23 protein-coding genes and 1 pseudogene are annotated in these 20,726 nt (G+C 46.2%); 23 read left to right on the top strand and 1 reads right to left on the bottom strand.

Annotated elements, in window-relative coordinates; translation table 11 throughout:
* Positions 1-128: 128 nt before the first annotated feature.
* The 14 genes and pseudogenes from cmk to ACH59B_RS14755 all read left to right on the top strand — a co-directional run bounded on the left by cmk (position 129) and on the right by ACH59B_RS14755 (position 13,840).
* Positions 129-836: a (d)CMP kinase gene (gene cmk, locus ACH59B_RS14820; RefSeq protein WP_017427536.1), complete on the top strand. Its 708-nt coding sequence runs from the start codon at positions 129-131 to the stop codon at positions 834-836.
* A complete protein-coding gene (locus ACH59B_RS14815) occupies positions 833-1,426 on the top strand; it encodes a 1-acyl-sn-glycerol-3-phosphate acyltransferase (protein WP_017427537.1) in 594 nt (197 codons plus the stop codon). The genes cmk and ACH59B_RS14815 overlap by 4 nt, the downstream gene beginning before the upstream one ends.
* A 118-nt stretch (positions 1,427-1,544) precedes the next feature.
* The gene (rpsA, locus tag ACH59B_RS14810; RefSeq protein ID WP_013371699.1) at positions 1,545-2,771 is read left to right on the top strand and encodes a 30S ribosomal protein S1; all 1,227 of its coding nucleotides are present in this window, start codon (positions 1,545-1,547) and stop codon (positions 2,769-2,771) included.
* A gap of 147 nt (positions 2,772-2,918) precedes the next feature.
* Positions 2,919-4,241: a ribosome biogenesis GTPase Der gene (gene der, locus ACH59B_RS14805; protein WP_013371698.1), complete on the top strand. Its 1,323-nt coding sequence runs from the start codon at positions 2,919-2,921 to the stop codon at positions 4,239-4,241.
* A gap of 11 nt (positions 4,242-4,252) precedes the next feature.
* A complete protein-coding gene (gene plsY / locus ACH59B_RS14800; protein WP_044785211.1) occupies positions 4,253-4,861 on the top strand; it encodes a glycerol-3-phosphate 1-O-acyltransferase PlsY in 609 nt (202 codons plus the stop codon).
* On the top strand, positions 4,854-5,894 hold the full coding sequence (locus tag ACH59B_RS14795) for an NAD(P)H-dependent glycerol-3-phosphate dehydrogenase (RefSeq protein WP_013371696.1): 1,041 nt from the start codon (positions 4,854-4,856) through the stop codon (positions 5,892-5,894). The genes plsY and ACH59B_RS14795 overlap by 8 nt, the downstream gene beginning before the upstream one ends.
* A 166-nt stretch (positions 5,895-6,060) precedes the next feature.
* A complete protein-coding gene (locus tag ACH59B_RS14790; RefSeq protein WP_016822222.1) occupies positions 6,061-6,336 on the top strand; it encodes a stage VI sporulation protein F in 276 nt (91 codons plus the stop codon).
* Between the two features lie 178 nt (positions 6,337-6,514).
* Positions 6,515-7,165: a hypothetical protein gene (locus ACH59B_RS14785; RefSeq protein ID WP_016822221.1), complete on the top strand. Its 651-nt coding sequence runs from the start codon at positions 6,515-6,517 to the stop codon at positions 7,163-7,165.
* 42 nt (positions 7,166-7,207) lie between these two features.
* Positions 7,208-7,558, top strand: a complete 351-nt coding sequence (locus tag ACH59B_RS14780; RefSeq protein ID WP_016822220.1) for a 2Fe-2S iron-sulfur cluster-binding protein — start codon at positions 7,208-7,210, stop codon at positions 7,556-7,558.
* A 424-nt stretch (positions 7,559-7,982) separates the two neighbouring features.
* Positions 7,983-9,461: a stage IV sporulation protein A gene (gene spoIVA, locus ACH59B_RS14775; RefSeq protein ID WP_017427540.1), complete on the top strand. Its 1,479-nt coding sequence runs from the start codon at positions 7,983-7,985 to the stop codon at positions 9,459-9,461.
* Positions 9,462-9,629: 168 nt separating this feature from the next.
* On the top strand, positions 9,630-10,745 hold the full coding sequence (locus ACH59B_RS14770) for a sugar ABC transporter substrate-binding protein (RefSeq protein ID WP_017427541.1): 1,116 nt from the start codon (positions 9,630-9,632) through the stop codon (positions 10,743-10,745).
* Between the two features lie 73 nt (positions 10,746-10,818).
* Positions 10,819-12,336 carry a sugar ABC transporter ATP-binding protein gene (locus ACH59B_RS14765; protein ID WP_016822217.1) on the top strand — a complete coding sequence of 506 codons (1,518 nt, stop codon included), beginning with the start codon at positions 10,819-10,821 and terminating at the stop codon, positions 12,334-12,336.
* Positions 12,333-13,319: pseudogene (locus ACH59B_RS14760) on the top strand (ABC transporter permease). Before ACH59B_RS14765 ends, ACH59B_RS14760 begins: the two are co-directional and overlap by 4 nt.
* A gap of 248 nt (positions 13,320-13,567) precedes the next feature.
* Entirely contained in the window at positions 13,568-13,840 is a 273-nt protein-coding gene (locus tag ACH59B_RS14755; protein ID WP_014599981.1) for an HU family DNA-binding protein, read from the top strand.
* A 71-nt stretch (positions 13,841-13,911) separates the two neighbouring features.
* Here the strand turns inward: ACH59B_RS14755 and ACH59B_RS14750 are convergent, their stop codons facing one another.
* Positions 13,912-14,085: a hypothetical protein gene (locus ACH59B_RS14750; RefSeq protein ID WP_186290444.1), complete on the bottom strand. Its 174-nt coding sequence runs from the start codon at positions 14,083-14,085 to the stop codon at positions 13,912-13,914.
* A gap of 156 nt (positions 14,086-14,241) precedes the next feature.
* Here ACH59B_RS14750 and mtrB point away from each other — a divergent pair, with 156 nt between their 5' ends.
* The 9 genes from mtrB (at position 14,242) to ndk (ending at position 20,718) form a co-directional block, all read left to right on the top strand.
* A complete protein-coding gene (gene mtrB, locus ACH59B_RS14745) occupies positions 14,242-14,472 on the top strand; it encodes a trp RNA-binding attenuation protein MtrB (RefSeq protein ID WP_013371682.1) in 231 nt (76 codons plus the stop codon).
* A 98-nt stretch (positions 14,473-14,570) separates the two neighbouring features.
* Positions 14,571-15,122, top strand: a complete 552-nt coding sequence (locus tag ACH59B_RS14740; protein WP_016822214.1) for a hypothetical protein — start codon at positions 14,571-14,573, stop codon at positions 15,120-15,122.
* A 116-nt stretch (positions 15,123-15,238) separates the two neighbouring features.
* Positions 15,239-16,108: a heptaprenyl diphosphate synthase component 1 gene (locus tag ACH59B_RS14735; RefSeq protein WP_404301934.1), complete on the top strand. Its 870-nt coding sequence runs from the start codon at positions 15,239-15,241 to the stop codon at positions 16,106-16,108.
* Between the two features lie 9 nt (positions 16,109-16,117).
* Positions 16,118-16,846, top strand: a complete 729-nt coding sequence (locus ACH59B_RS14730; protein ID WP_017427546.1) for a demethylmenaquinone methyltransferase — start codon at positions 16,118-16,120, stop codon at positions 16,844-16,846.
* The gene (locus tag ACH59B_RS14725; protein WP_016822211.1) at positions 16,839-17,711 is read left to right on the top strand and encodes a UbiA-like polyprenyltransferase; all 873 of its coding nucleotides are present in this window, start codon (positions 16,839-16,841) and stop codon (positions 17,709-17,711) included. Before ACH59B_RS14730 ends, ACH59B_RS14725 begins: the two co-directional genes overlap by 8 nt.
* Positions 17,711-18,370: a UbiX family flavin prenyltransferase gene (locus ACH59B_RS14720; RefSeq protein ID WP_016822210.1), complete on the top strand. Its 660-nt coding sequence runs from the start codon at positions 17,711-17,713 to the stop codon at positions 18,368-18,370. The genes ACH59B_RS14725 and ACH59B_RS14720 overlap by 1 nt, the downstream gene beginning before the upstream one ends.
* Complete coding sequence (locus tag ACH59B_RS14715) at positions 18,327-19,193, top strand: menaquinone biosynthetic enzyme MqnA/MqnD family protein (RefSeq protein WP_107733425.1); 867 nt, start codon at positions 18,327-18,329, stop codon at positions 19,191-19,193. Before ACH59B_RS14720 ends, ACH59B_RS14715 begins: the two co-directional genes overlap by 44 nt.
* Entirely contained in the window at positions 19,190-20,164 is a 975-nt protein-coding gene (locus ACH59B_RS14710) for a polyprenyl synthetase family protein (protein ID WP_107733426.1), read from the top strand. The genes ACH59B_RS14715 and ACH59B_RS14710 overlap by 4 nt, the downstream gene beginning before the upstream one ends.
* A gap of 110 nt (positions 20,165-20,274) precedes the next feature.
* Positions 20,275-20,718 (top strand): nucleoside-diphosphate kinase, encoded by a 444-nt coding sequence (gene ndk / locus ACH59B_RS14705; protein ID WP_013371674.1) that lies wholly within the window; start codon positions 20,275-20,277, stop codon positions 20,716-20,718.
* The last annotated feature ends 8 nt before the right edge of the window (positions 20,719-20,726 follow it).

Raw genomic sequence — 20,726 nt, 5'->3', positions numbered from 1 at the left:
CATCCGAAGCTTTTCTTTTTTAGTAAACCTGTCGCTTATTTTGCATCGCCTATAAATGTGTGGTATAATTTTCACGTCGCAGGCAATGCCTGCTTTTTTCTTGAGGTTAGGTTAGGAGGAATTCCCTGTTGGCAAGGCAACATGCATCTTCAATTAACAAAATAAATGTAGCCATTGATGGACCTGCTGGCGCAGGGAAAAGTACAGTGGCCCGCTTGGTGGCGAAAGCACTTTCCTATGTATATGTAGATACCGGAGCCATGTATCGAGCAGCAACATGGTACATGATGTGCAAAGAAATTCCTGCAGAAAATGTACAAAAAGTGCTTCAGCATGTACCTGAGCTGGTGATTGAATTAGTACCGGACCCCACAGGCCAAAAGGTTTATTGTAACGGGGAAGATGTAACCACTGTGATTCGTTCGATGGAAGTGACTAGCAATGTGTCACAGTATTCGAGTATTGCTGGTTTACGTACACGCTTGACCGAATACCAGCGTGAAATGGCTGCGCGTAAAGGTGTCGTCATGGACGGACGCGATATTGGAACAACTGTGCTTCCCGATGCGGAAGTCAAAGTGTTCATGACCGCAAGTGTTCAGGAACGTGCCTCACGTCGTTTTAAAGAACTGAGCGAAACTGATGATATCACTCTGGAACAGCTTGAACGTGACATTGCGGCACGTGATAAGTTTGATGAGGAGAGGGAGGTATCCCCGCTTCGTTGCAGTGAGGACGCCATCGTGCTTGATACGACTCATATGGGCATCCAGGATGTCGTAGATACGATCGTATCTTATTGCTTAACGGAGAAGGATGGAGAGATCAGCCAATGATATATACTGTATGCGCCAGTATTTTGCGTCTCATTTACCGCGTTCTGTTCAGGCTTGAGGCGGTAGGCAGGGAAAATGTTCCTGCTGAGGGTGGAGTGCTGTTGTGTTCTAATCATATTAGTAATCTTGACCCTCCTACAGTTGGCATTTTGCTGAAGCGAAAGGTTCACTTTATGGCCAAAGCAGAGCTGTTTAATGTTCCTGTACTGGGACCACTGATCGACAAACTGGGAGCTTTTCCAGTTAAACGTGGTGGTGTGAGTAAGGAATCCATTAAGCTGGCATTGAACATTTTGCGTGAAGGTAAGGTTATGGGGATTTTTCCCGAAGGCTCCAGAGGAGCTGGGGGAATTGGTAAAAAGGGTGCTGCCAGTTTTGCACTGCGTAGTGGAGCGGCTGCCGTTCCGGTCGCCATTATTGGTGATTACAAGCTTTTCCGTAAAACGAAAGTGATATACGGTAAACCTGTTAATTTGGACGGTTACCAAAAGGGTACCTATGTCGAAGGAGATCCTCTTGAACTGGCAACAGAAGCAATTATGTCACGTATTCGCACAATGAAGGAAACGGGTAAGCCTACGAATGATTGAACGGCTTGCATGAATTGTGTCTAAGCTTGGAAAACTAGAACAAAAATGTATTTTGTTTTGAACTCTGCTATGCGCAGGTTTAAATAAATGGTTTTTTTGAATTGAGGAGGGTATTGACATGTCGGAAGAAATTAAAAATCAAGAAGCTGCTGAAGCGGCAAATCAAGACGAGCTCGATCAAATCGTTTCCCTGAAAAAAGGTGACACCGTTAAGGGTACAATTGTGAAATTGGAAGATAACCAAGCGGTAGTAAGCATTGGATATAAATACGATGGAGTTATTCCAATTCGCGAATTGTCTTCTGGTCTGGACAATGCAGAAGAAGCAGTACAAGTAGGCCAAGAAGTTGAAGCTAGAATTATCAGCATCGACGACGGCAAGGAAAAACTTGTTCTGTCCAAACGTGCAATCGACAGTGAAAATGCTTGGGAAAAGTTGGAGCAACTGTTCGAAAGCAAAGAAGTATTTGAAGTTGTTGTGAATGATGTTGTTAAAGGCGGCATCGTAGTAGACGTGGGTCTGCGAGGATTCATCCCTGCATCCATGGTAGAACGCCATTTTGTTGAAGATTTCAGTGATTACAAAGGCCGCACATTGCGTGTTGTTGTAAAAGAACTGGATCGTGAAAACAACAAAGTGATCCTTTCCCAAAAAGACGTTCTGGAAGCAGAATTTGAAGCTAACAAGCTTAAAGTAATGGCTGAGCTGAAAGAAGGACAAGAAATCGTTGGTACGGTTCAGCGTCTTACTCAGTTTGGTGCTTTCGTAGATGTTGGCGGAGTAGATGGTCTGGTTCACGTATCTGAAATTGCTTGGACTCATGTTGATAAGCCTTCTGATGCTGTTTCCGAAGGAGATCAAGTGAAAGTGAAAGTCTTGAAAGTAGATCCTGAAAAAGGAAAAATCAGCCTGAGCATGAAAGCTGCACAGCCTGGTCCTTGGGAATCGGCTGCTGGACAATTCAATAACAATGATATCGTAACTGGTGTTGTTAAACGTCTGGTTAACTTCGGTGCATTCGTTGAAATCGCTCCTGGTGTGGAAGGTTTGGTTCATATTTCTCAAATTTCCCACAAACACATTGGAACTCCACAAGAAGTTCTGGAAGAAGGACAAGAAGTTAAAGTTAAAATTCTTGAAATGAATCCTTCCGAAAAACGTGTTAGTCTGAGCATTAAAGAAACTGAGGAAGCTCCTGAAGCTGCTCCAAAAGCAGAAAGAGCACCACGTGCATCTCGCGCACCTCGTGAGGAACTGAATAATCCTAACGTTTCCCTCAACAACTCCGGACTGAGCATTACGCTTGGCGAGCGTTTTGGCGATAAGCTGAACAAATTTAAATGAGTTTAAATCAATACATTTTATAATAAGCATAACGTACACCATCGGCGGACCCAGAGGGTTCGCCGATTGTTGTTACGTCACTATATCGCCAATAGGTATGTTTTTTGCTATGATGATAGCGGAAGAATTGACAGGAGGAGTGAATTTATGGCAAGACCCGTTGTGGCTATCGTTGGTCGTCCGAATGTGGGTAAGTCCACGATTTTTAATCGGATTATCGGGGATCGTCTGTCCATCGTGGAAGATAAACCGGGAATCACTCGTGACCGTATTTACGGTATATCAGAGTGGAATGGTAAGTCCTTCAGTATTATTGACACCGGCGGCATTGAGATTGATGGTGAGGATGTTATTTTGAAGTCCATCCGTATGCAGGCCGAACTTGCAATAGAAGAAGCAGATGTTATTGTATTCATGAGCGATGCAAAAGCAGGAATAACGCAAGCGGATGAAGAGGTAGCTCAAATGCTGTATCGTTCGGGTAAACCGATCATCGTAGCGGTAAACAAGGTGGACAACCTCAGTCGCGCTGATCTGATCTATGAGTTTTATTCTTATGGATTTGGTGATCCAATTGCTGTTTCTGGTAGTCATGGTACAGGGATCGGTGATCTGTTGGATGCAATTACGTCCAATTTACCTGAACTAGAAGAAGATCATTATGATGAAGACGTTATACGTGTCGCTTTGATCGGACGTCCGAATGTAGGTAAATCTTCACTCGTTAATGCCATTCTAGGAGAAGAACGGGTTATCGTTAGTGACATTGCAGGTACAACGCGTGATGCAATTGACACGCCTTTTGAAAAAGACGGTCAAAAGTATGTACTGATTGATACGGCAGGTATGCGTAAACGTGGTAAAGTATACGAAACGACAGAAAAATATAGTGTAATGCGTGCGATGCGTGCGATTGAGCGTGCAGATGTTGTACTGGTCGTTATTAACGGCGAGGAAGGCATCATTGAGCAGGATAAACACATTGCTGGCTATGCTTATGAAGCGGGTAAAGCCTCGTTGTTTGTCGTTAATAAATGGGATGTCGTAGATAAAGACGATAAAACGATGCATCAGTTTGAGACTAAAATCCGTGATCACTTTCTGTTCATGACCTATGCTCCGATTGTGTTCTTGTCTGCAAAGACAAAGCAACGTCTGCAAAAGTTGCTTCCAGTTGTACAGCATGTGGCACAGCAGCATGTCATGCGTATTCAGACACATCTGCTGAACGATGTCATTTCCGATGCGGTTGCCATCAATCCACCGCCAACAGACAAGGGCCGTCGTCTACGTATTAACTATGTGACTCAGGTTGCTGTTAAACCGCCTACGATGGTTGTATTCGTAAATGATCCAGAGATAATGCACTTCTCTTATGAGCGTTATCTGGAGAACAAAATTCGCGCCGCCTTTAATTTTGAAGGAACTCCAATTCGAATATTTACACGGCGCAAGTCTGACGAAAGTTAGGAGCGAATAGGTTGATTTTACAGATCGTTGCCATCGTACTCAGTTACTTGCTTGGCTCTGTCAGCTTTAGTTTGCTGTATGGAAAATTAAAAGGAATCGACATTCGCCAGCATGGAAGCGGCAATGCCGGTGCGACGAATACGCTGCGCGTGCTTGGAAAAGGCCCAGCTATTCTGGTACTGCTGCTGGACGTACTTAAAGGGGTTATTGCGGTGCTGATAGGGCACTGGTTGGGTGGAGAATCATCCTGGTTACCGGGTTTGTGTGGCATTGCGGCGATTGCGGGCCATAACTGGCCGGTATATTTTCACTTTCGCGGAGGCAAAGGGATTGCGACTGCCATTGGTGTATTGGCATCTCTTGCCTTGATGCCGGCATTATATGCCGGAATCATTGCGATACTTGCCATCGTAATAACGCGTTATGTATCCCTGGGATCACTAATTTTTGTCATTTTGACCCCTTGGATATTACTTGTACTTGGTTTTGCTTGGCCGTTATTTTGGACGGCTCTAATCATTTGCCTGTTCGCTGTGTGGAGACACCGTACTAACATAGTCAAGTTGGCACGGGGAAATGAGAATAAGCTTGGCTCCAAAGGAGGAGATCGTCTTGTCTGAGAAAATAGCTGTGCTGGTGGCAGGGAGTTGGGGAACAGCCTTAGCTTCCGTACTTGCGACCAATAACAACGATGTCTCTGTCTGGACGAGAAGCGAACAACAAGCTGCTGAGATCAATGAGAAGCATACGAATGAGCATTATTTACCAGGCTCTATTTTGTCTGATCGCATTTCAGCTACAACGGATATGCAGACTGCGGTATCTGGAGCTAAAGCGGTGATCATCGTATCTCCTTCGTCTGCCGCTCGGCAGGTTGCACGTAGTCTGAAGGCTCATTTCACCAAGGATATGCTGGTAGTACATGCCATTAAGGGTTTTGAAACAGAGACACTCAAGCGTATGTCCACGGTGATCTCGGAAGAACTGGAAATCGCGGAGGATGATATTGCCGTGCTGTCAGGCCCGAGTCATGCGGAGGAAGTGGTGAAGAAATGTCCTACAACGGTTGTTGTAGCTTCTTCCAATGAGAAGGCTGCTCAGGCTGCCCAGGGGCTGTTCATGAACTCTTATTTCCGCGTCTATACAAACCGTGATTTACTCGGTGTAGAACTGTCCGGTGCTTTAAAAAATATTATTGCACTGGGCGCGGGAATGTCGGATGGACTTGGCTTCGGTGATAATGCCAAAGCGGCTTTGTTGACCCGTGGCTTGGCTGAGATTACCCGTGCCGGAGTTGAGATGGGGGCTAATCCATTAACCTTTGCCGGACTCGCTGGTATAGGCGATTTAGTTGTGACTGCAACGAGTCGTCACAGCCGCAACTGGCGTGCAGGTTCATTATTGGGACAGGGCCAACAGCTTGATGCCGTACTGGAATCTATGGGAATGGTCGTAGAGGGGATTCGTACGACAAAAGCAGCATACGCTATCTCACAAAAATTGGGTGTGCAAATGCCTATTACAGAGGTGTTGTATGGAGTGCTGTTTGAAGGACGTGACGTCCGCAAAGCCGTTGAGGCATTAATGGGTCGCGATCCGAAAACCGAGATGGAAGTCATGCCGCTTCAAACTTGGGAGCAATGGCATTCATAAGAGTACAGAGGAGCTTCTAAAGTATAAAGGTTGTCTCATGAGTAGATCTTTCTACGATGAGATAGCCTTTTTTAGTTAGGCGTTTGGCATGTCTTTTGTATGCTTAATCACCTTTTGTCTCCGTCACTCATAGACTGAGTTGAGCAATGGCGGAGGAGGGGAGATTGTGAGTAAAAACTTTCCGAAAGATGCATTGAAGGCCATTAACAAAAAAGGCGGCAAAAACATATCCGAAAATGCAGTGAAAAAGCTGGCAGGCACGGTAAAGCCGGACACGCTTCAAAGTGAAGCGCAGTTGCGTCAGCTTATAAAACAGGTGTCTGCGATGGCTAACATTCCGGTATCGGAAGATACAGTCAGGGATATTGTCGGAGCCGTCAAAAAGAGTGGAATGAATCCTTCCAATATGGAAGCGTTAATGAAAATGATGATGAAAAAATAAAACACTGTCCGTATGATGGCTCGTTTTATTCACCGTGAACCGGGAAGGTTCGCGGTTTTTTTTATATTTTGAGGCAGTAAAGTGCTTTTTCAGTACACAAAATGTCGAACTGCCATGTCGAACATGTTATAATGATGCCCATCAGGAAACGGGTGGAAAGACAGCAAAGGAGGAAACGATGTTGAAGGAGGCAATATCATCAGTGTTAGTGGACAGGCTTCCTCACGATCTGGCAGTTGCGCTGGGTAGCTTGACTGAGAGCTGGTCAGCGGTGTCGGTTCCGTGGATGCTGGGGGGAAGCTGTGCACTACTTGTGCAAGAAGTTGAACTGGATCGTCTTCCTCGGGACATTGATATTTATGCGGATATTCATGCCGCAAAGCTATTACACGCGCACTCGCCAGGTGTGAGTATAGATCAACAGCAGGTTGACCGTAGCGGATCTTACGTTTCTTTGCTAAGCCACTATGAGCTGGAGGGATTTCCAGTCGAATTGGTGGGAGGGTTTGAGGTTTTATGTGATGGAGCTTTATATCGCTTAGAGGTCGAGCGGCTACTCTGGTCGGCTGGAATTCAGCTTGATCTGGAAAATACCTCATTGCGTTTGATGCCTCTCAGTCACGAGTTGCTATTCAATCTGTTGCGAAATCGTCCTGACCGCTATCAAGCGATTGCAGATGTCATGAAGCGAGACCCACAACAACACATAGGGATACTAACACAGCTATTGGTCCGTAACATTTGGAATAAGGAGCAGTTGGGCAAGCTTATAGAGCTTCTCCCTTGGCCAGAACTTCACTCCTTAATCGGGATGAGTAATGAAATATAGGTTGCGTGCGTATTAAAAGAAAAGGTGAATGGAGGACCGTTCATGAATGTGCAGATTACGTTCAAGCCGTCAGGCAAGCGCGTACAAGTCGGTCAGGGCACGTCATTGCTCCAGGCTGCCCGTAAAGCAGGTGTATACATTCCCACACGTTGTGATGGAAAAGCAGCCTGTCTGATGTGTAAGGTAGAGATAGCACCGGAACGGGCTGAGCTCGCAGGTCGTCCTAATGATGCAGAACAGCGTAAGCTGGGACCTTTACTGAATGAAGGAATACGTTTATCCTGTCAGGCCCGCGCTCAAGGTGATGTAGAGGTAACCATACCGGAGGATAGACTCAAGGCAGCTATTAGGCGGCAACTGGAGCGTCAGGCACTGGATGACGAACTGTGGTAATATCGATTTTAATAATTAGAACAAAAAACAAAGGATATTTCTCAACGGCTAGAACCGGTCAGAGAAATATCCTTTTTTTATTAAGGTCTAGCAACAAAGTCATGGGGAAATCTTGCTGTGCATATATTAGGTGAGTGGACCCAAACGTAAAATATCGTTCCTGCAATGATCACGGTGACGTAATCTATTTTTAAAAAACTAAACATATTTTACGGAGGGGATACATATGATGGTATCAGTCCAAATGCATGTACGAGTTTACGCCGTTTCGCCGATTCCATCAGTCTCCTGAATCTCGGCGGCGGACGACTTCCGGGCATTTTAAAGGCTGTTCTGCCGCATCTGGGATCAAGCAGTTGGTTGAACACGAAGCGGATGCTCTTTAAGCATTTTTCCTTCGGAGACTTTTGAGGAGGGGATTTCATTGGAGAAAGTGGACATTTTTAAAGACATTGCCGAACGCACCGGAGGAGACATCTATCTTGGGGTCGTCGGCGCAGTCCGAACAGGAAAATCAACGTTTATCAAGCGGTTTATGGAAACGATTGTACTGCCCAACATTACGAGTGAGGCGGACCGTGCCCGCGCCGTAGACGAGTTGCCGCAAAGTGCGGCAGGGAAGACGATCATGACGACGGAACCTAAATTCGTACCGAATAATGCCGTCCAGATCAAAGTAACGGAAGGACTGGACGTGAATGTACGTCTGGTTGACTGTGTGGGATATGCAGTAGAAGGTGCAAAAGGCTACGAGGATGAAAATGGTCCAAGGATGATCTCTACACCATGGTTTGAAGAACCCATTCCTTTTCAGGAAGCGGCAGAAATCGGTACACGTAAGGTTATTCAAGAACATTCGACACTTGGTGTGGTAGTCACCACAGACGGCACCATTGCTGAAATCCCGCGTAGCTCTTATGTAGAGTCGGAGGAACGCGTCATTGAAGAGTTGAAGGAAGTTGGCAAGCCATTTGTTCTGGTAATCAACTCCACGCATCCACGCAGTGATGAAACACTCCAACTTCGCAGTGAACTGGCTGCCAAGTATGATATTCCAGTCATGACACTCAGCGCGGCGACCATGACGGAAGATGATGTTACGGGTGTACTTCGTGAAGTATTGTATGAATTCCCGGTGCATGAGGTGAATGTGAACCTGCCGAGCTGGGTTATGGTATTGAACGAAAATCACTGGCTGCGTAGCAACTATGAAAATTCCGTTCGTGATACGGTTAAAGATATTCGACGTCTGCGTGATGTAGATCGGGTGGTCAGCCAGTTTATGGAGTATGAGTTCATCGATAGAGCCGGATTAAGCGGTATGAATATGGGGCAGGGCGTAGCGGAAATTGATTTGTATGCGCCTGATGAGCTGTATGACCAGATTTTGGTTGAAGTCGTTGGGGTAGAGATTCGTGGCAAGGATCATTTGCTACAAATGATGCAGGATTTTGCCCACGCTAAACGTGAATATGACCGCTTTGCCGAGGCTCTGGAAATGGTCAAGACAACAGGTTATGGTATTGCAGCTCCGTCACTGGCCGAGATGGCACTGGACGAACCGCAGTTGATTCGACAAGGTACAAGATTTGGCGTGAGGCTTAAAGCGACAGCCCCTTCCATTCACATGATTCGTGTCGATGTGGAATCGGAATTTGCTCCGATTATCGGAACAGAGAAGCAAAGTGAGGAGCTCGTACGCTACCTGATGCAAGATTTTGAGAATGATCCAATCAAAATATGGGAATCTGACATTTTCGGACGTTCGCTGCATTCTATTGTGCGTGAAGGTATTCAAGGCAAGATTGCCATGATGCCGGACAATGCACGCTACAAGCTTCAAGAAACGCTGGGTCGCATTATTAACGAAGGTTCTGGTGGTCTTATTGCTATAATTCTTTAAGGCTAAGCTATAACTAAAAATGTGTAAGGGAAATACCGTAGAGAGCTGACTGCTCTTTGCGGTATTTTTCTATATTTAATAAAACCTATTTACATACTTGGTTTAACGCGATATATTAAGTATCAAATTTAAAACATATTAGTGCTTGGAACGAGGGGGAAACAAATCATGTATATCCAAAAAGGGCTCCAAAAAAACAAGAAGCTAGGGCTCGGAGCCATCATGCTGCTGGTGCTGATTATACTGGTCACAGCATGTGGCGCGCCGAAAACAGAAAGCGGCGCTCAAGGGACAGGCACTGCAGGAACGAATACAGGAGATGGAAAAACAGATAGTTCGAATCTAAAGGGTAAACGGGTTGCTTTGATCATGGAGTTTAATACAGGTACGTTTTCGCAGCAGTATGTTCAAGGTGTGGAAGATGAGGTTAAGAAATTTGGCGGTACGCTGACGAAGTTTGTTGCCAATAACGATAAGGCTAAAATGGCTTCTTTGCTAGATAGTGCGATTAACCAGCAGTTTGATGTTATTTTGACTGACCACGGTGACGCATTGCTGGAGCCAGGACTCAAAAAAGCAATTTCCCGCAATATTCCAGTTATCGTGTTCGATGCTGCGGTCAATGTTCCGGGTGCGGTAGTGCTTTCACAGGATGATCAAAGCATGGCGGAGCTGACGCTTGAGCAAATGAAAAAGGACATCGGTGGCAAAGGAAACATTGTGAAGGTATGGGTTGCTGGGTTTGCACCAATGGAGCGCCGTCAGGTTGCTTATGACGCATTTTTGAAAGCCAATCCAGATATTAAAGAGATTGCAACTTTTGGTTCGGCTCAGAATCCTGCTTTGGATACGCAAGCCAAAATGGAAGCTGTGCTAAAGCAATATCCTAAGGGTGAAATTACAGCAGTGTGGGCGGCTTGGGATGAATTTGCCAAAGGTGCAGCTCGTGCGATACAACAAGCTGGGCGTACGGAAATTAAAGTTTATGGGATTGATATGAGTGATGAAGATTTGCAAATGATTCAGGACCCGAAAAACCCGTGGGTGGCTTCAGCAGCCGTAGATCCAACAGATATCGGGCGCGTACAAGTGCGCTATGCATACCAGAAGTTGCATGGGGATAACCCTGAGGAGAAAGTTGTGCTGAAGGCAGTATATGTACAGCGCGAAGAGTTGCCAGATAAGCAAATTTCCACATCCGAGTTGTCTCAATTTGTGAAAGGATGGGGCAAGAGTGAGCAGGGCTACAAGGATTGGATGAAGGAATATGAAACGTCCAAATAAAATGGATGCATAACGCAAATGCAAAGGCGCGCTTCGGCGCGCTTTTATCATAAGCGGGAGTGAGGGGACATTCATGAGTACACAAGTATATACATTGGAGATGAAGAAGATCAGCAAACGGTTTGCTGGTGTAGATGCGCTGAGAGCCGTGGATTTTACGGTGCAGGGTGGCGAAATTCACGCTCTGCTAGGTGCCAACGGGGCAGGGAAGAGCACATTAATGAAAATCTTGTCAGGTGCGTATCGTTTCGATCAGGGAGCGATCGTTGTGGATGGCAAGGAGCTGATTATTCGTTCACCGTGGGAAGCCAAAAGAGCCGGAATTCACTGCGTGTATCAAGAAGTCGATTCGGCACTTGTGCCTCAGTTAACCGTCGCGGAAAATATTGTAATGGACGATTTGTCTGTACCTGATGGTCGATGGTGGGCTGCACCAGCGTCCATGCGCAGGCGAGCACGTGAGGCATTAGCGCGTCTGGAGGTTGATATAGATGTACGACGATACGTGTCAGAATTGACGTTGGCAGAAAAGCAGCTTGTACTCATCGCACGGATTTTGACACAGCAGGCGAATACTATCATTTTTGACGAGCCAACGGCACCGCTGAGCGAGGAAGAAACGAGGCGTTTGTTCCGCACCATTCATACCCTCAAGGATGAGGGAGTAGCATGTATTCTCATTACGCACCGATTGCCGGAGGTCATCGCGCACAGTGACCGTATTACGGTGATGCGTGATGGTGAGCGCGTGTTCTCGGGACCTGCTTCTGATTTAAATGTAGGCGACATTATCACGTATATGCTTGGGAAAACATTTGATGAGGAATTTCCGAAAACAGAGGTACCTATTGGTGAAACGGTATTGGAAGCAAAAGGACTCCGTAAGGGATTGCGGGTTCACGGCGTTGATTTGCAGGTCAGACGTGGCGAAATTCTGTCTATTGTGGGTTTGGTCGGTGCGGGCAAGACGGAACTGTCACGACTTCTTACGGGGGCAGACAAGCCTGATGTGGGGGAGCTGACCTTCAAGGGGCGCTTCATTCGTATGCGTGAGCCAGCGGACGCGGTAGCTCAAGGAATTGTGTCCATACCCGAGGAGCGGCGTAAGCAGGGGGTCTTGATTGAGGAGAGCGTGGAACGAAACCTTAGTCTTCCGCTCTTGGGCAAGCTGAGTGTCCTGGGTTTCATCAGTCGGCATAAAGAACGTAATAACGGTAATGGGGTTGTCGCCTCTCTTGGTATTAAGACGCCTTCACTGCGCCAGAATGTTAAGTATTTGAGCGGTGGGAATCAGCAAAAGGTTGCGATAGGAAAATGGCTTCATTCCGGTGCGGATGTATTCGTTTTTGACGAGCCAACCAAGGGTGTGGATATAGGGGCAAAAAGCGATATTTTCCGTATCATCGGAGAATTGGCTGCACAAGGAAAAGCAATCATTTATCTTACCTGTGAATTCGCGGAAGGTATAGGCATTGGTGATCGGATAGCAGTCATGTATGACGGTAAAATAATAAGGGAATTTGCGCGAGGCGAAGTCGAACAGGAACAGCTTCTGTTGTACGCCAGCGGTGGTGAAGAGGTGCATTCATGAAGGAAAAATGGTTAAATGTCTCGTTTCGTTACGGTGCTGTAGTTGTCATTATAGGTGTGTTGGCGTTTTTCTCAGCCACATGACCTTATTTCTGGACGTATGATAATTTGATGGATATTCTTGGCTCCATTGCGATTGTGACTTTCGTGGCCATTGGTGTGACTTTATCACTTATTGTAGACGGTTTTGACCTGTCGGTTGGTGCAACGGTATCCTTGACGACGGTCGTCTCAGCCTCGTTGATGGTCTGGTATGAACAGCCTGTTGCAGTGGTTATTATTGTATCTCTGATTGTTGGAGCTTTGGTTGGGCTGTTGAATTCACTTTTGATTATTAAACTGCGTATCCCCGATTTGCTCGCAACTCTAGCCATTATGTATATCGTTAGCGGGATTCACCAAACATACGCACAAGGCTATACCATCTACAATCATATGCAGTTTCCTGATGGCAGCAAGGCGCCAGGCGAGATATCTCCAGCATTTCTTTTACTGGGGCAGGGTAAATGGTTGGGTATCCCGATTTCGGTTATTTTACTGTTGCTAGCTGTGGCAGCGGTGCATGTTTTCTTGACCTACACAAAGCACGGGCGTCAAATGTATGTAACTGGCGGGAATGAGGAGGCTGCTCGTCTGTCAGGTATACGGGTAAAAAAGGTCCGTACACTGGCCTATATTGCTTCAGGCATATTTGCGGCAATTGCCGGTATTTTATATGCCTCGCGTGTAGGCTCGGGTCAAATTGACGCTGGCTCTCCCTTACTTATGGAGGCGGTAGCTGCAGTATTCGTCGGTTTTTCAGTGTTTGGTGCGGGTAAACCCAATGTTATTGGTACATTTATTGGTGCAGTGTTAATCGGCGTATTAGTTAATGGACTGACCATGATGAATGTGCAATATTTTGCCCATGACATTGTCAAAGGAGTAGTGCTGGTGCTTGCGCTGGCTGTTACTTTTTACGTACTGAACCGTCGTCGTACTTGAAATTGTCTGTCGACTGTATTACTATAAACCTTGTTCCACGCAAGAAGGGTGCCATAAAACGCCAGTTTCGGCCTATATGGCGGTGGTTAGGTATATTCTATGTATATTTAACGACGAAACGGAAACAGATGATAACATTATGGAAGGCAGTATGCCGCCCGGGTTATTTTATACAGGCGACTTCATTATCGGTGGAGCACACCGATAACCTTAATGCTGGACTACACTTGAATTGGGAGGTGAATATGTTGAATAAAACGGATTTGATCAATCAGGTTTCTGAGAGCACTGAATTGTCCAAAAAGGACGTAACCAAAGCAATCGATGCAGTATTTGAAGCGATCGCTGGAGCACTGCAAAACGGAGACAAGGTACAACTGGTAGGTTTCGGGAACTTTGAGGTTCGTGAACGTTCCGCACGTAAAGGACGTAACCCGCAAACAGGAGAAGAAATCGAAATCCCTGCGAGCAAAATTCCGGCATTCAAACCGGGTAAAGCGCTCAAAGACGGAATTAAATAAGATTTCTTACATATTCCCAATGCGCTGAAAGGACCGTGAATTTGATTCACGGCCTTTTCTTTTTGTCCTATTTACTTTGTGGTAGAGGTGCTATGGACTGAAGAAGAGGAAGGTGTCTTGCCGTTTCGCGAGGCATAAGCAATCAGCACCAGGGGTTTACCTGTCAGCTCGGCAAATTCATGTTCCAGCCGTTGAAGCTGCTCTATCTGAGCAGGACTGAGATTGGCGGGACGATAGTTTTCCATCCGATCCGTTCCTTTCGTTAATAGATGGGACTGCACAGATAGTATGGCACAGGAAGCACTAATTGTTGCAGGCAGCGTGGGAAGCAGGTAGTTGACAAAACAAGCTTAAATCTCCATCATAAAAATATAGCTTCGGCTCTCAGGGAGGAAAAGGACATGGAAGATAATGTGACGGGCAGCAGTGAGTACGTCGTAATTAAAGCAAAAAGCAATGGATGCCAGGTTTTTGGTCTGACGAGAGGTCAGGATACACGCCTGCATCACTCAGAAAAATTGGACAAGGGCGAGGTGATGATCGTTCAATTTACGGATCATACTTCTGCCATCAAAATTCGCGGCAAGGCCGTGGTGATGACCAAGCACGGTGTTGTAGATACGGAGGAGTAAAATGCAGGCATAGCCTGCTTTTTTTTGTTGTACAATGAGAGTGAGGACCTTTACCGTAGCAAACCCACATTATGGGGTAGGGGTCAGGGGAGGCTCTGATGAAACCTTGGATTGTACTCGGTGGTTCCATTCTCATAACCACCGCAGCAGCAATATTGCTGCCGTCCTTACAGATGCTGGACTCGGGTACCGCAGCAGTTCGTGAAACACAGGCGACAATTTCGCCCCAGCAACGAGTACTGCTGACGGATGACAATCTGGTAGACACACTGAATGAGCTTCCATTAACCACACCGATTACAAGTGTAAGCTGGGAACATTCAGTCCTGACCATCGATGTTAAGCTGTCCAAGGAAGAAACCACACCACTGGAGATTTATCAAAACATGGCGGAGCTTGCCGCCTTTAGCTTTTACGGAACGACGAATGTACGGCAATTGCTGTTGCGGGTGGTGACGCAGGACGAATGGTCAGGAGAACGCCATTTGCTGCTGGCATCCGATATACGCCGGAACGAGTGGACGAACGAGGCATTGGAACAACTTAGAAATCGGGAAGGCGCTGAACTGCCAGAAGATTTGAAATCTCGTTTCCGCATTACAGTAACGCCTATGTGGCAAAACAGGTTTAGCGGTGTATATACAAACTAGATGTTTCTACCGCTGGACCTACAGTACTTTAGTCGCGAATCATTTTAAATTGTGATATAATATAAGGCATTGCAATTATTTGAGTATACCAGAAAGTCATGGCTCGGAGGCTTAGGATGAAACCGTATCGCGTACCTCAATTAGCAAGGAAATATGTGGAATACGACATGATTCAACAACATACGGAAATGCCGGCTTTTCCTGACAGCCGTACCCGTTTGCTGTTTGAGTTTTTGAACCGGAATGCGCAAGGGCTGCATGCCAGTGAGGATGAACTGTACGCTTTGGTTACATCACTTGTGCAGATGGGACTGGATACGCATGATATGATTGATACTTTATCCGGTATACGAAGTCCGGAAGAGATGCGTTCCAGACAGCTGAAAGTGTTAGCCGGTGACTACTTCAGTAGCCGTTTTTATCAGCTACTCGCAATGGCAGGCCGAATCGAGGCTATTTCGAAGCTGAGTGATGCTGTATGTGAAGTGAACGCAGGGAAAATGAGCTTGTACTGGGAGATGAAGCATTTTCGATTGAATGCCGCTCAGTATTTATCTCAGATGGTTTGCTTCAAACAGGAGCTTTTTTTATCATTGACTTCCCTTATTGCAGAACAGGATCAGGAAGTCTGGAAGCAGCTTCTTAATGAATTCGCTGTCTGTGAAACGCTGGTGGAGGAATGGGAGAAACGGGCAGAACCAGACAAGTCCCGTTTCGGATATATGTTCTGGCATATTTACGGTAACGGAGACCAGCATGAGCAGGCACTGCTTTCAGAGGGTGGTACTGAAACAGCAGTTTGGCGTAAGCTTATGCTGAAATACAAAGCCGAGGATGCGATACTGGACAAGCTTCGCACGGCTGTTACACACATCCGGCAGACCCTGTCAGATGAACAAAACACGGGGATTGAGGAATTTGAATGCATGCTTGAGCCTTTCCTGAAGCTGCTAAACAGTTCGCACCCGGTTGTGAGGGAAGGTTAGGTGAACGTCATGGGATCAAGCGACACCAAGCCGAAAGAGCAATTCGTTCATGGCGTGTTTGAAAGTATAGCCGGTAAATACGATTTGATGAACGATATACTGAGCTTTCGCAGACATAAGGCTTGGCGGAAATTTACAATGAAAAAAATGAACATGCATCACGGCGATACGGCAATCGACCTTTGTTGTGGGACATGTGACTGGACGCTTGCGATGGCGCGTGCAAGTGAAAGTGGTCACATCGTAGGATTGGATTTTAGCCAGAACATGCTAAATGTTGGCGAGCGCAAGATTACATCAGAATCCCGCGAAAAGCAAATCAAGCTTGTACGAGGCAACGCGATGGATCTACCTTTTGAAGACAATTCATTTGATTATGCGACGATTGGTTTCGGTCTACGCAATGTACCTGATCTGCGCCGCGTGTTGCAGGAAATGCAACGAGTCGTCAAACCTGGTGGGCAGGTTGTATGTCTAGAGTTGTCCAAACCTACTTGGCAGCCGTTCAAGGGAATTTACTACGCATATTTTCAGCACATCTTGCCCATGCTCGGCAAATTGTTCGCCAAACGTTATGAGCAGTACAAATGGCTCCCTGATTCGTTGGCGCTTTTTCCAGGAAGGGATGAACTGGCTGACATCTTTCGTGAAGTCGGATTGAAGGATGTTCAGGCTCATTCTCTCACCGGAGGCATTGCGGCATTGCATATTGGAATCAAGGAGAGTCAGCATGTTTAAGAAAATTGCCATTTTTTTGGAAATGATTAAAATTGAACATACTTTATTTGCGCTCCCATTTGCATTTATGGGGGCTGTATTGGGGTCAGTTGTCGTGACGGACAACCTTCCCTCATGGCCGCAGATCGGTTGGATCTTGCTGGCTATGGTTGGCGCACGTAGCGCAGCCTTCGGCTTCAATCGTATGATTGACCGTGTGATTGACGGGAAAAATCCGCGTACAGCAGGACGCGCTATTCCGGCAGGGCTGCTCAAATCGAGCGAAGTGGTGATTTTCATCATCGTTAGCTTGTTGTTGTTATTTTGGGCCTCATTCAAGTTAAGTCCGCTGGCGTTCAAGCTGTTCCCGCTGGCCTTTTTTATGCTTGTTTTTTACTCTTACACCAAGCGTTTTACTTGGCTGTGCCACTTTGTACTCGGTTTGACCATTGGTTTGGCGCCGCTAGGCGCGTGGGTTGCAGTGACGGGACAAATGGATTTAACTGCTATCGTACTTTATCTCACGATTGCATTTTGGACCGCTGGCTTTGATGTTATTTATGCTTGTCAGGATATTGATTTTGACCAGAGCGAAGGGGTTTATTCTATTCCTGCCCGTTTTGGTGTAGCAGGTGCTCTGAACATCGCCCGTGTGTTCCATGTCATTACGGCGATCGGATTTATTGTGCTGTTCTTTATCGCAGATTTAAGCTGGTGGTATCTGGCGGGCATGATTATTTCATACATTATTTTATTTTATGAGCACTATATCGTATCTCCAAAAGATTTGAGTCGTTTGCAGACAGCATTCTTTACTATGAACGGTGTACTTAGCATTGTCGTATTTGCTTTTACACTGATTGATTTGGTGGTGCGTCAATACTAATGAATAATCAGGTGAGCAACCATCAAGGCAAACGAATCGTTATTGGCATTACAGGTGCGAGCGGAAGCATTTATGGTGTACGACTAGTAGAGACACTGCTGGACTTGCAGTATACAGTTCACCTGATTGTTTCTAATGCTGGCTGGCGGGTATTGAAAGAGGAGCTGGGCTGGAATGTGACCGACCGGGAAGGAGCTTTGAATGAACAATTCGGAGGCCGTCCCGGTTCTCTTGTATACCATCCGTTCACAGATATTGGAGCTTCAATAGCGAGTGGCTCTTATTTAGTAGATGCCATGATTATCATGCCGTGCTCGATGGGGACGTTGTCAGCGGTAGCCCACGGTTCGTCTGATAATCTCATGGCACGTGCAGCAGATGTGATGATGAAGGAAGGTCGTCCGCTAATCCTTGTGCCTCGTGAGACACCGCTGCATGCTATTCATTTGGAAAATATGCTTAAGCTTGCGAGACTCGGCGTCAAAATGATTCCGGCCATGCCAGCTTTTTATTTTCATCCAAAGACGCTGGATGATATTGTACTGTTCCTCGTAGGCAAAGTATTAGACAGCTTGCGTATAGAACATCAACTGTTTACGAGATGGGGGGATTCCGATGCCGATACCGGACACCAAGACAATCACAATCGGAAAAATTAAATATACAAACGCCTGGCCTATTTTTCATTACTTTAATCCTTCAGAGCTTCTCCATTCGGCGGAGATGGTTTCCAAAGTTCCGGCTGAATTGAATCGAGGCATGCTGAAAGGGAGTTTGGATATGAGTGCGATGTCCTCCTTTGCGTATGCATCAGGTGCTGAGGAAATGCTGCTGTTGCCCGATTTATCCGTTAGTGCAGACGGTCCAGTCCAATCCATTTTACTATTTTCACGCAAGCCGCTAAATGAAATCATTAACGGCACCATTGCACTGACGAATACTTCAGCCACATCGGTGAACTTGTTGAAAATTTTGATGCAAAAGGCATGGGAAGGTCAGCCTACTTACTTTGATTGTGAACCGGATCTTGATTTGATGCTGAAACAGGCAGATGCAGGGCTGCTGATTGGAGATCACGCGATCAAGGCTTCCTGGCGAAGTGAGGGCCTGTACGTAACCGACCTCGGGGAAGAGTGGAAACGCTGGACGGGCTATAGTATGACCTTTGCTGTATGGGCAGTTCGACGTGCTGTTGCTGCTCAGAATCCCGCTGCAGTGGCTGAAATTGCGAGTGCGTTCCGCGTAAGCAAACAGCGTAGTCTGTCTGACCTGACACCTGTTATTTCTGAAGCTTGCAAGGAAATTGGAGGTTCAGAAGATTATTGGGAGCGCTACTTTACGAATCTGTGTTATGATTTTGGAGAGAAGCAACAACAAGGTTTAGAGCTTTATTTTAAGTATGCATATGAACTGGGGCTGCTTGACCGACGAGTGAAGCCGCTTCTCTGGAGTGACAATACGCTGACACGGGTGAAAGAATGAAACGATTGGATTTGTTCGGTTTATTAAAAAAGGATATGAACTTCATAGAAGAAGAGCTGTACCGCAGCATTGACAGTAGGGAGCCGTTGATTAATGATACGTCGCTTCATCTACTTAAAGCAGGGGGCAAGCGTTTGCGTCCCGTATTTGTATTGCTGGGGGGCAAGTTTGGAGAATATGATCTGGACAAGCTCAAGCGCATAGCGGTACCTCTGGAACTGATTCATTCTGCCTCTCTCGTTCACGATGATGTGATTGACGATGCGGAAATGAGACGCGGCCAACCCACCGTGAAGTCCAAATGGGACAATCGGGTGGCTATGTACACCGGAGACTACATATATGCACGCGCACTATCTATTGCTGCTGGGCTGCCGAATCCTGATATTCACCGAGTGCTGTCTAAGGCGTTGGTGCAGATGTCGATTGGTGAAATGGAACAAATACGTGATTTTTTTAATGTGGATCAGAGTGTACGCAATTACTTGCTTCGCATACGGCGCAAAACAGCATTGTTGATTGCGGTCAGCTGCCAGTTGGGAGCTATGGCTGCAGGAGCACGGGAAAGAGTCAACTCACTGTTGTACAGCTATGGCTATAACGTAGGTATGGCTTTTCAAATTCAGGATGATTTGCTTGATCTGTGTGGAACAGAAAAAAAGATCGGCAAGCCGCCAGGCAGTGATATGAGACAGGGCAATATTACACTTCCGGTCATTTATGCGCTTGAACAACCCGAACTGCGGAATGATCTGCTGGCTGAAATTCGGCGAATTCAGGATGGGGACGGGCAAGGAGACGCCCGTAAAGCGGTGGATATGATCAAAAAAAGTGAAGGAATCACTAAAGCTGAAATTCTCGCCGACCGATATATTAATAAAGCGCTGAACGCGCTGGACTTACTACCAGATGTCAAAACAAAAAAGACGCTGCGCGATATTGCTCATTTTGTAACACGCCGTTCCTACTAAAGTTGTATTTTAGGTTTGCTGTGACAAAATACTTTAACCGTTTCCAATCTTTCTGTTACAATACAGATTAGTACTGTATAAATACATTAGATTGGATTGGGAGTGAGCCGATGGATCGTACGTTTTTGATGGTTAAACCGGATGGTGTACAACGCGGACTGATTGGACGTATTGTCAGTCGTTTGGAAGACAAGGGCTTCAAAATGGCGGCTGGCAAGCTTGTGCAGGTATCTAGAGAACAAGCAGAGCGGCATTATGCGGAGCATGTGGGCAAGCCTTTTTTTGAAGAGCTTGTAGGCTTTATCACATCAGGACCTGTATTTGCCATGGTTTGGGAAGGGGATAACATTGTTACGCTTTCCCGCTTGCTGATTGGTAAAACACAAGTAACAGAGGCTCTTCCGGGCACCATTCGTGGAGACTTTGCTGCACATACACCGTTTAACCTCATTCATGGTTCAGATTCACCGGAGAGCGCAGAGCGCGAGATTGCAAATTTTTTCACACCAGAAGAATTGGTTCGGTATGAAAAAACTGTAGCGACCTGGGTGTAAGTTTAATT

Origin of the sequence: Paenibacillus sp. DP01 (assembly GCF_044784315.1) — a bacterium.
GTDB lineage: Bacteria > Bacillota > Bacilli > Paenibacillales > Paenibacillaceae > Paenibacillus > Paenibacillus polymyxa.
This window is presented reverse-complemented; position numbering and strand designations above follow the sequence as displayed.

Coding starts and splice junctions, on each gene's coding strand:
- ACH59B_RS14815 (WP_017427537.1), top strand. CDS start 833: ATGATATATACTGTATGCGCCAGTATTTTGCGTCTCATTTACCGCGTT.
- rpsA (WP_013371699.1), top strand. CDS start 1,545: ATGTCGGAAGAAATTAAAAATCAAGAAGCTGCTGAAGCGGCAAATCAA.
- der (WP_013371698.1), top strand. CDS start 2,919: ATGGCAAGACCCGTTGTGGCTATCGTTGGTCGTCCGAATGTGGGTAAG.
- ACH59B_RS14785 (WP_016822221.1), top strand. CDS start 6,515: ATGTTGAAGGAGGCAATATCATCAGTGTTAGTGGACAGGCTTCCTCAC.
- ACH59B_RS14780 (WP_016822220.1), top strand. CDS start 7,208: ATGAATGTGCAGATTACGTTCAAGCCGTCAGGCAAGCGCGTACAAGTC.
- ACH59B_RS14770 (WP_017427541.1), top strand. CDS start 9,630: ATGTATATCCAAAAAGGGCTCCAAAAAAACAAGAAGCTAGGGCTCGGA.
- ACH59B_RS14765 (WP_016822217.1), top strand. CDS start 10,819: ATGAGTACACAAGTATATACATTGGAGATGAAGAAGATCAGCAAACGG.
- ACH59B_RS14750 (WP_186290444.1), bottom strand. CDS start 14,085: ATGGAAAACTATCGTCCCGCCAATCTCAGTCCTGCTCAGATAGAGCAG.
- mtrB (WP_013371682.1), top strand. CDS start 14,242: ATGGAAGATAATGTGACGGGCAGCAGTGAGTACGTCGTAATTAAAGCA.
- ACH59B_RS14740 (WP_016822214.1), top strand. CDS start 14,571: ATGAAACCTTGGATTGTACTCGGTGGTTCCATTCTCATAACCACCGCA.
- ACH59B_RS14735 (WP_404301934.1), top strand. CDS start 15,239: ATGAAACCGTATCGCGTACCTCAATTAGCAAGGAAATATGTGGAATAC.
- ACH59B_RS14730 (WP_017427546.1), top strand. CDS start 16,118: ATGGGATCAAGCGACACCAAGCCGAAAGAGCAATTCGTTCATGGCGTG.
- ACH59B_RS14725 (WP_016822211.1), top strand. CDS start 16,839: ATGTTTAAGAAAATTGCCATTTTTTTGGAAATGATTAAAATTGAACAT.
- ACH59B_RS14720 (WP_016822210.1), top strand. CDS start 17,711: ATGAATAATCAGGTGAGCAACCATCAAGGCAAACGAATCGTTATTGGC.
- ACH59B_RS14715 (WP_107733425.1), top strand. CDS start 18,327: ATGCCGATACCGGACACCAAGACAATCACAATCGGAAAAATTAAATAT.
- ACH59B_RS14710 (WP_107733426.1), top strand. CDS start 19,190: ATGAAACGATTGGATTTGTTCGGTTTATTAAAAAAGGATATGAACTTC.
- ndk (WP_013371674.1), top strand. CDS start 20,275: ATGGATCGTACGTTTTTGATGGTTAAACCGGATGGTGTACAACGCGGA.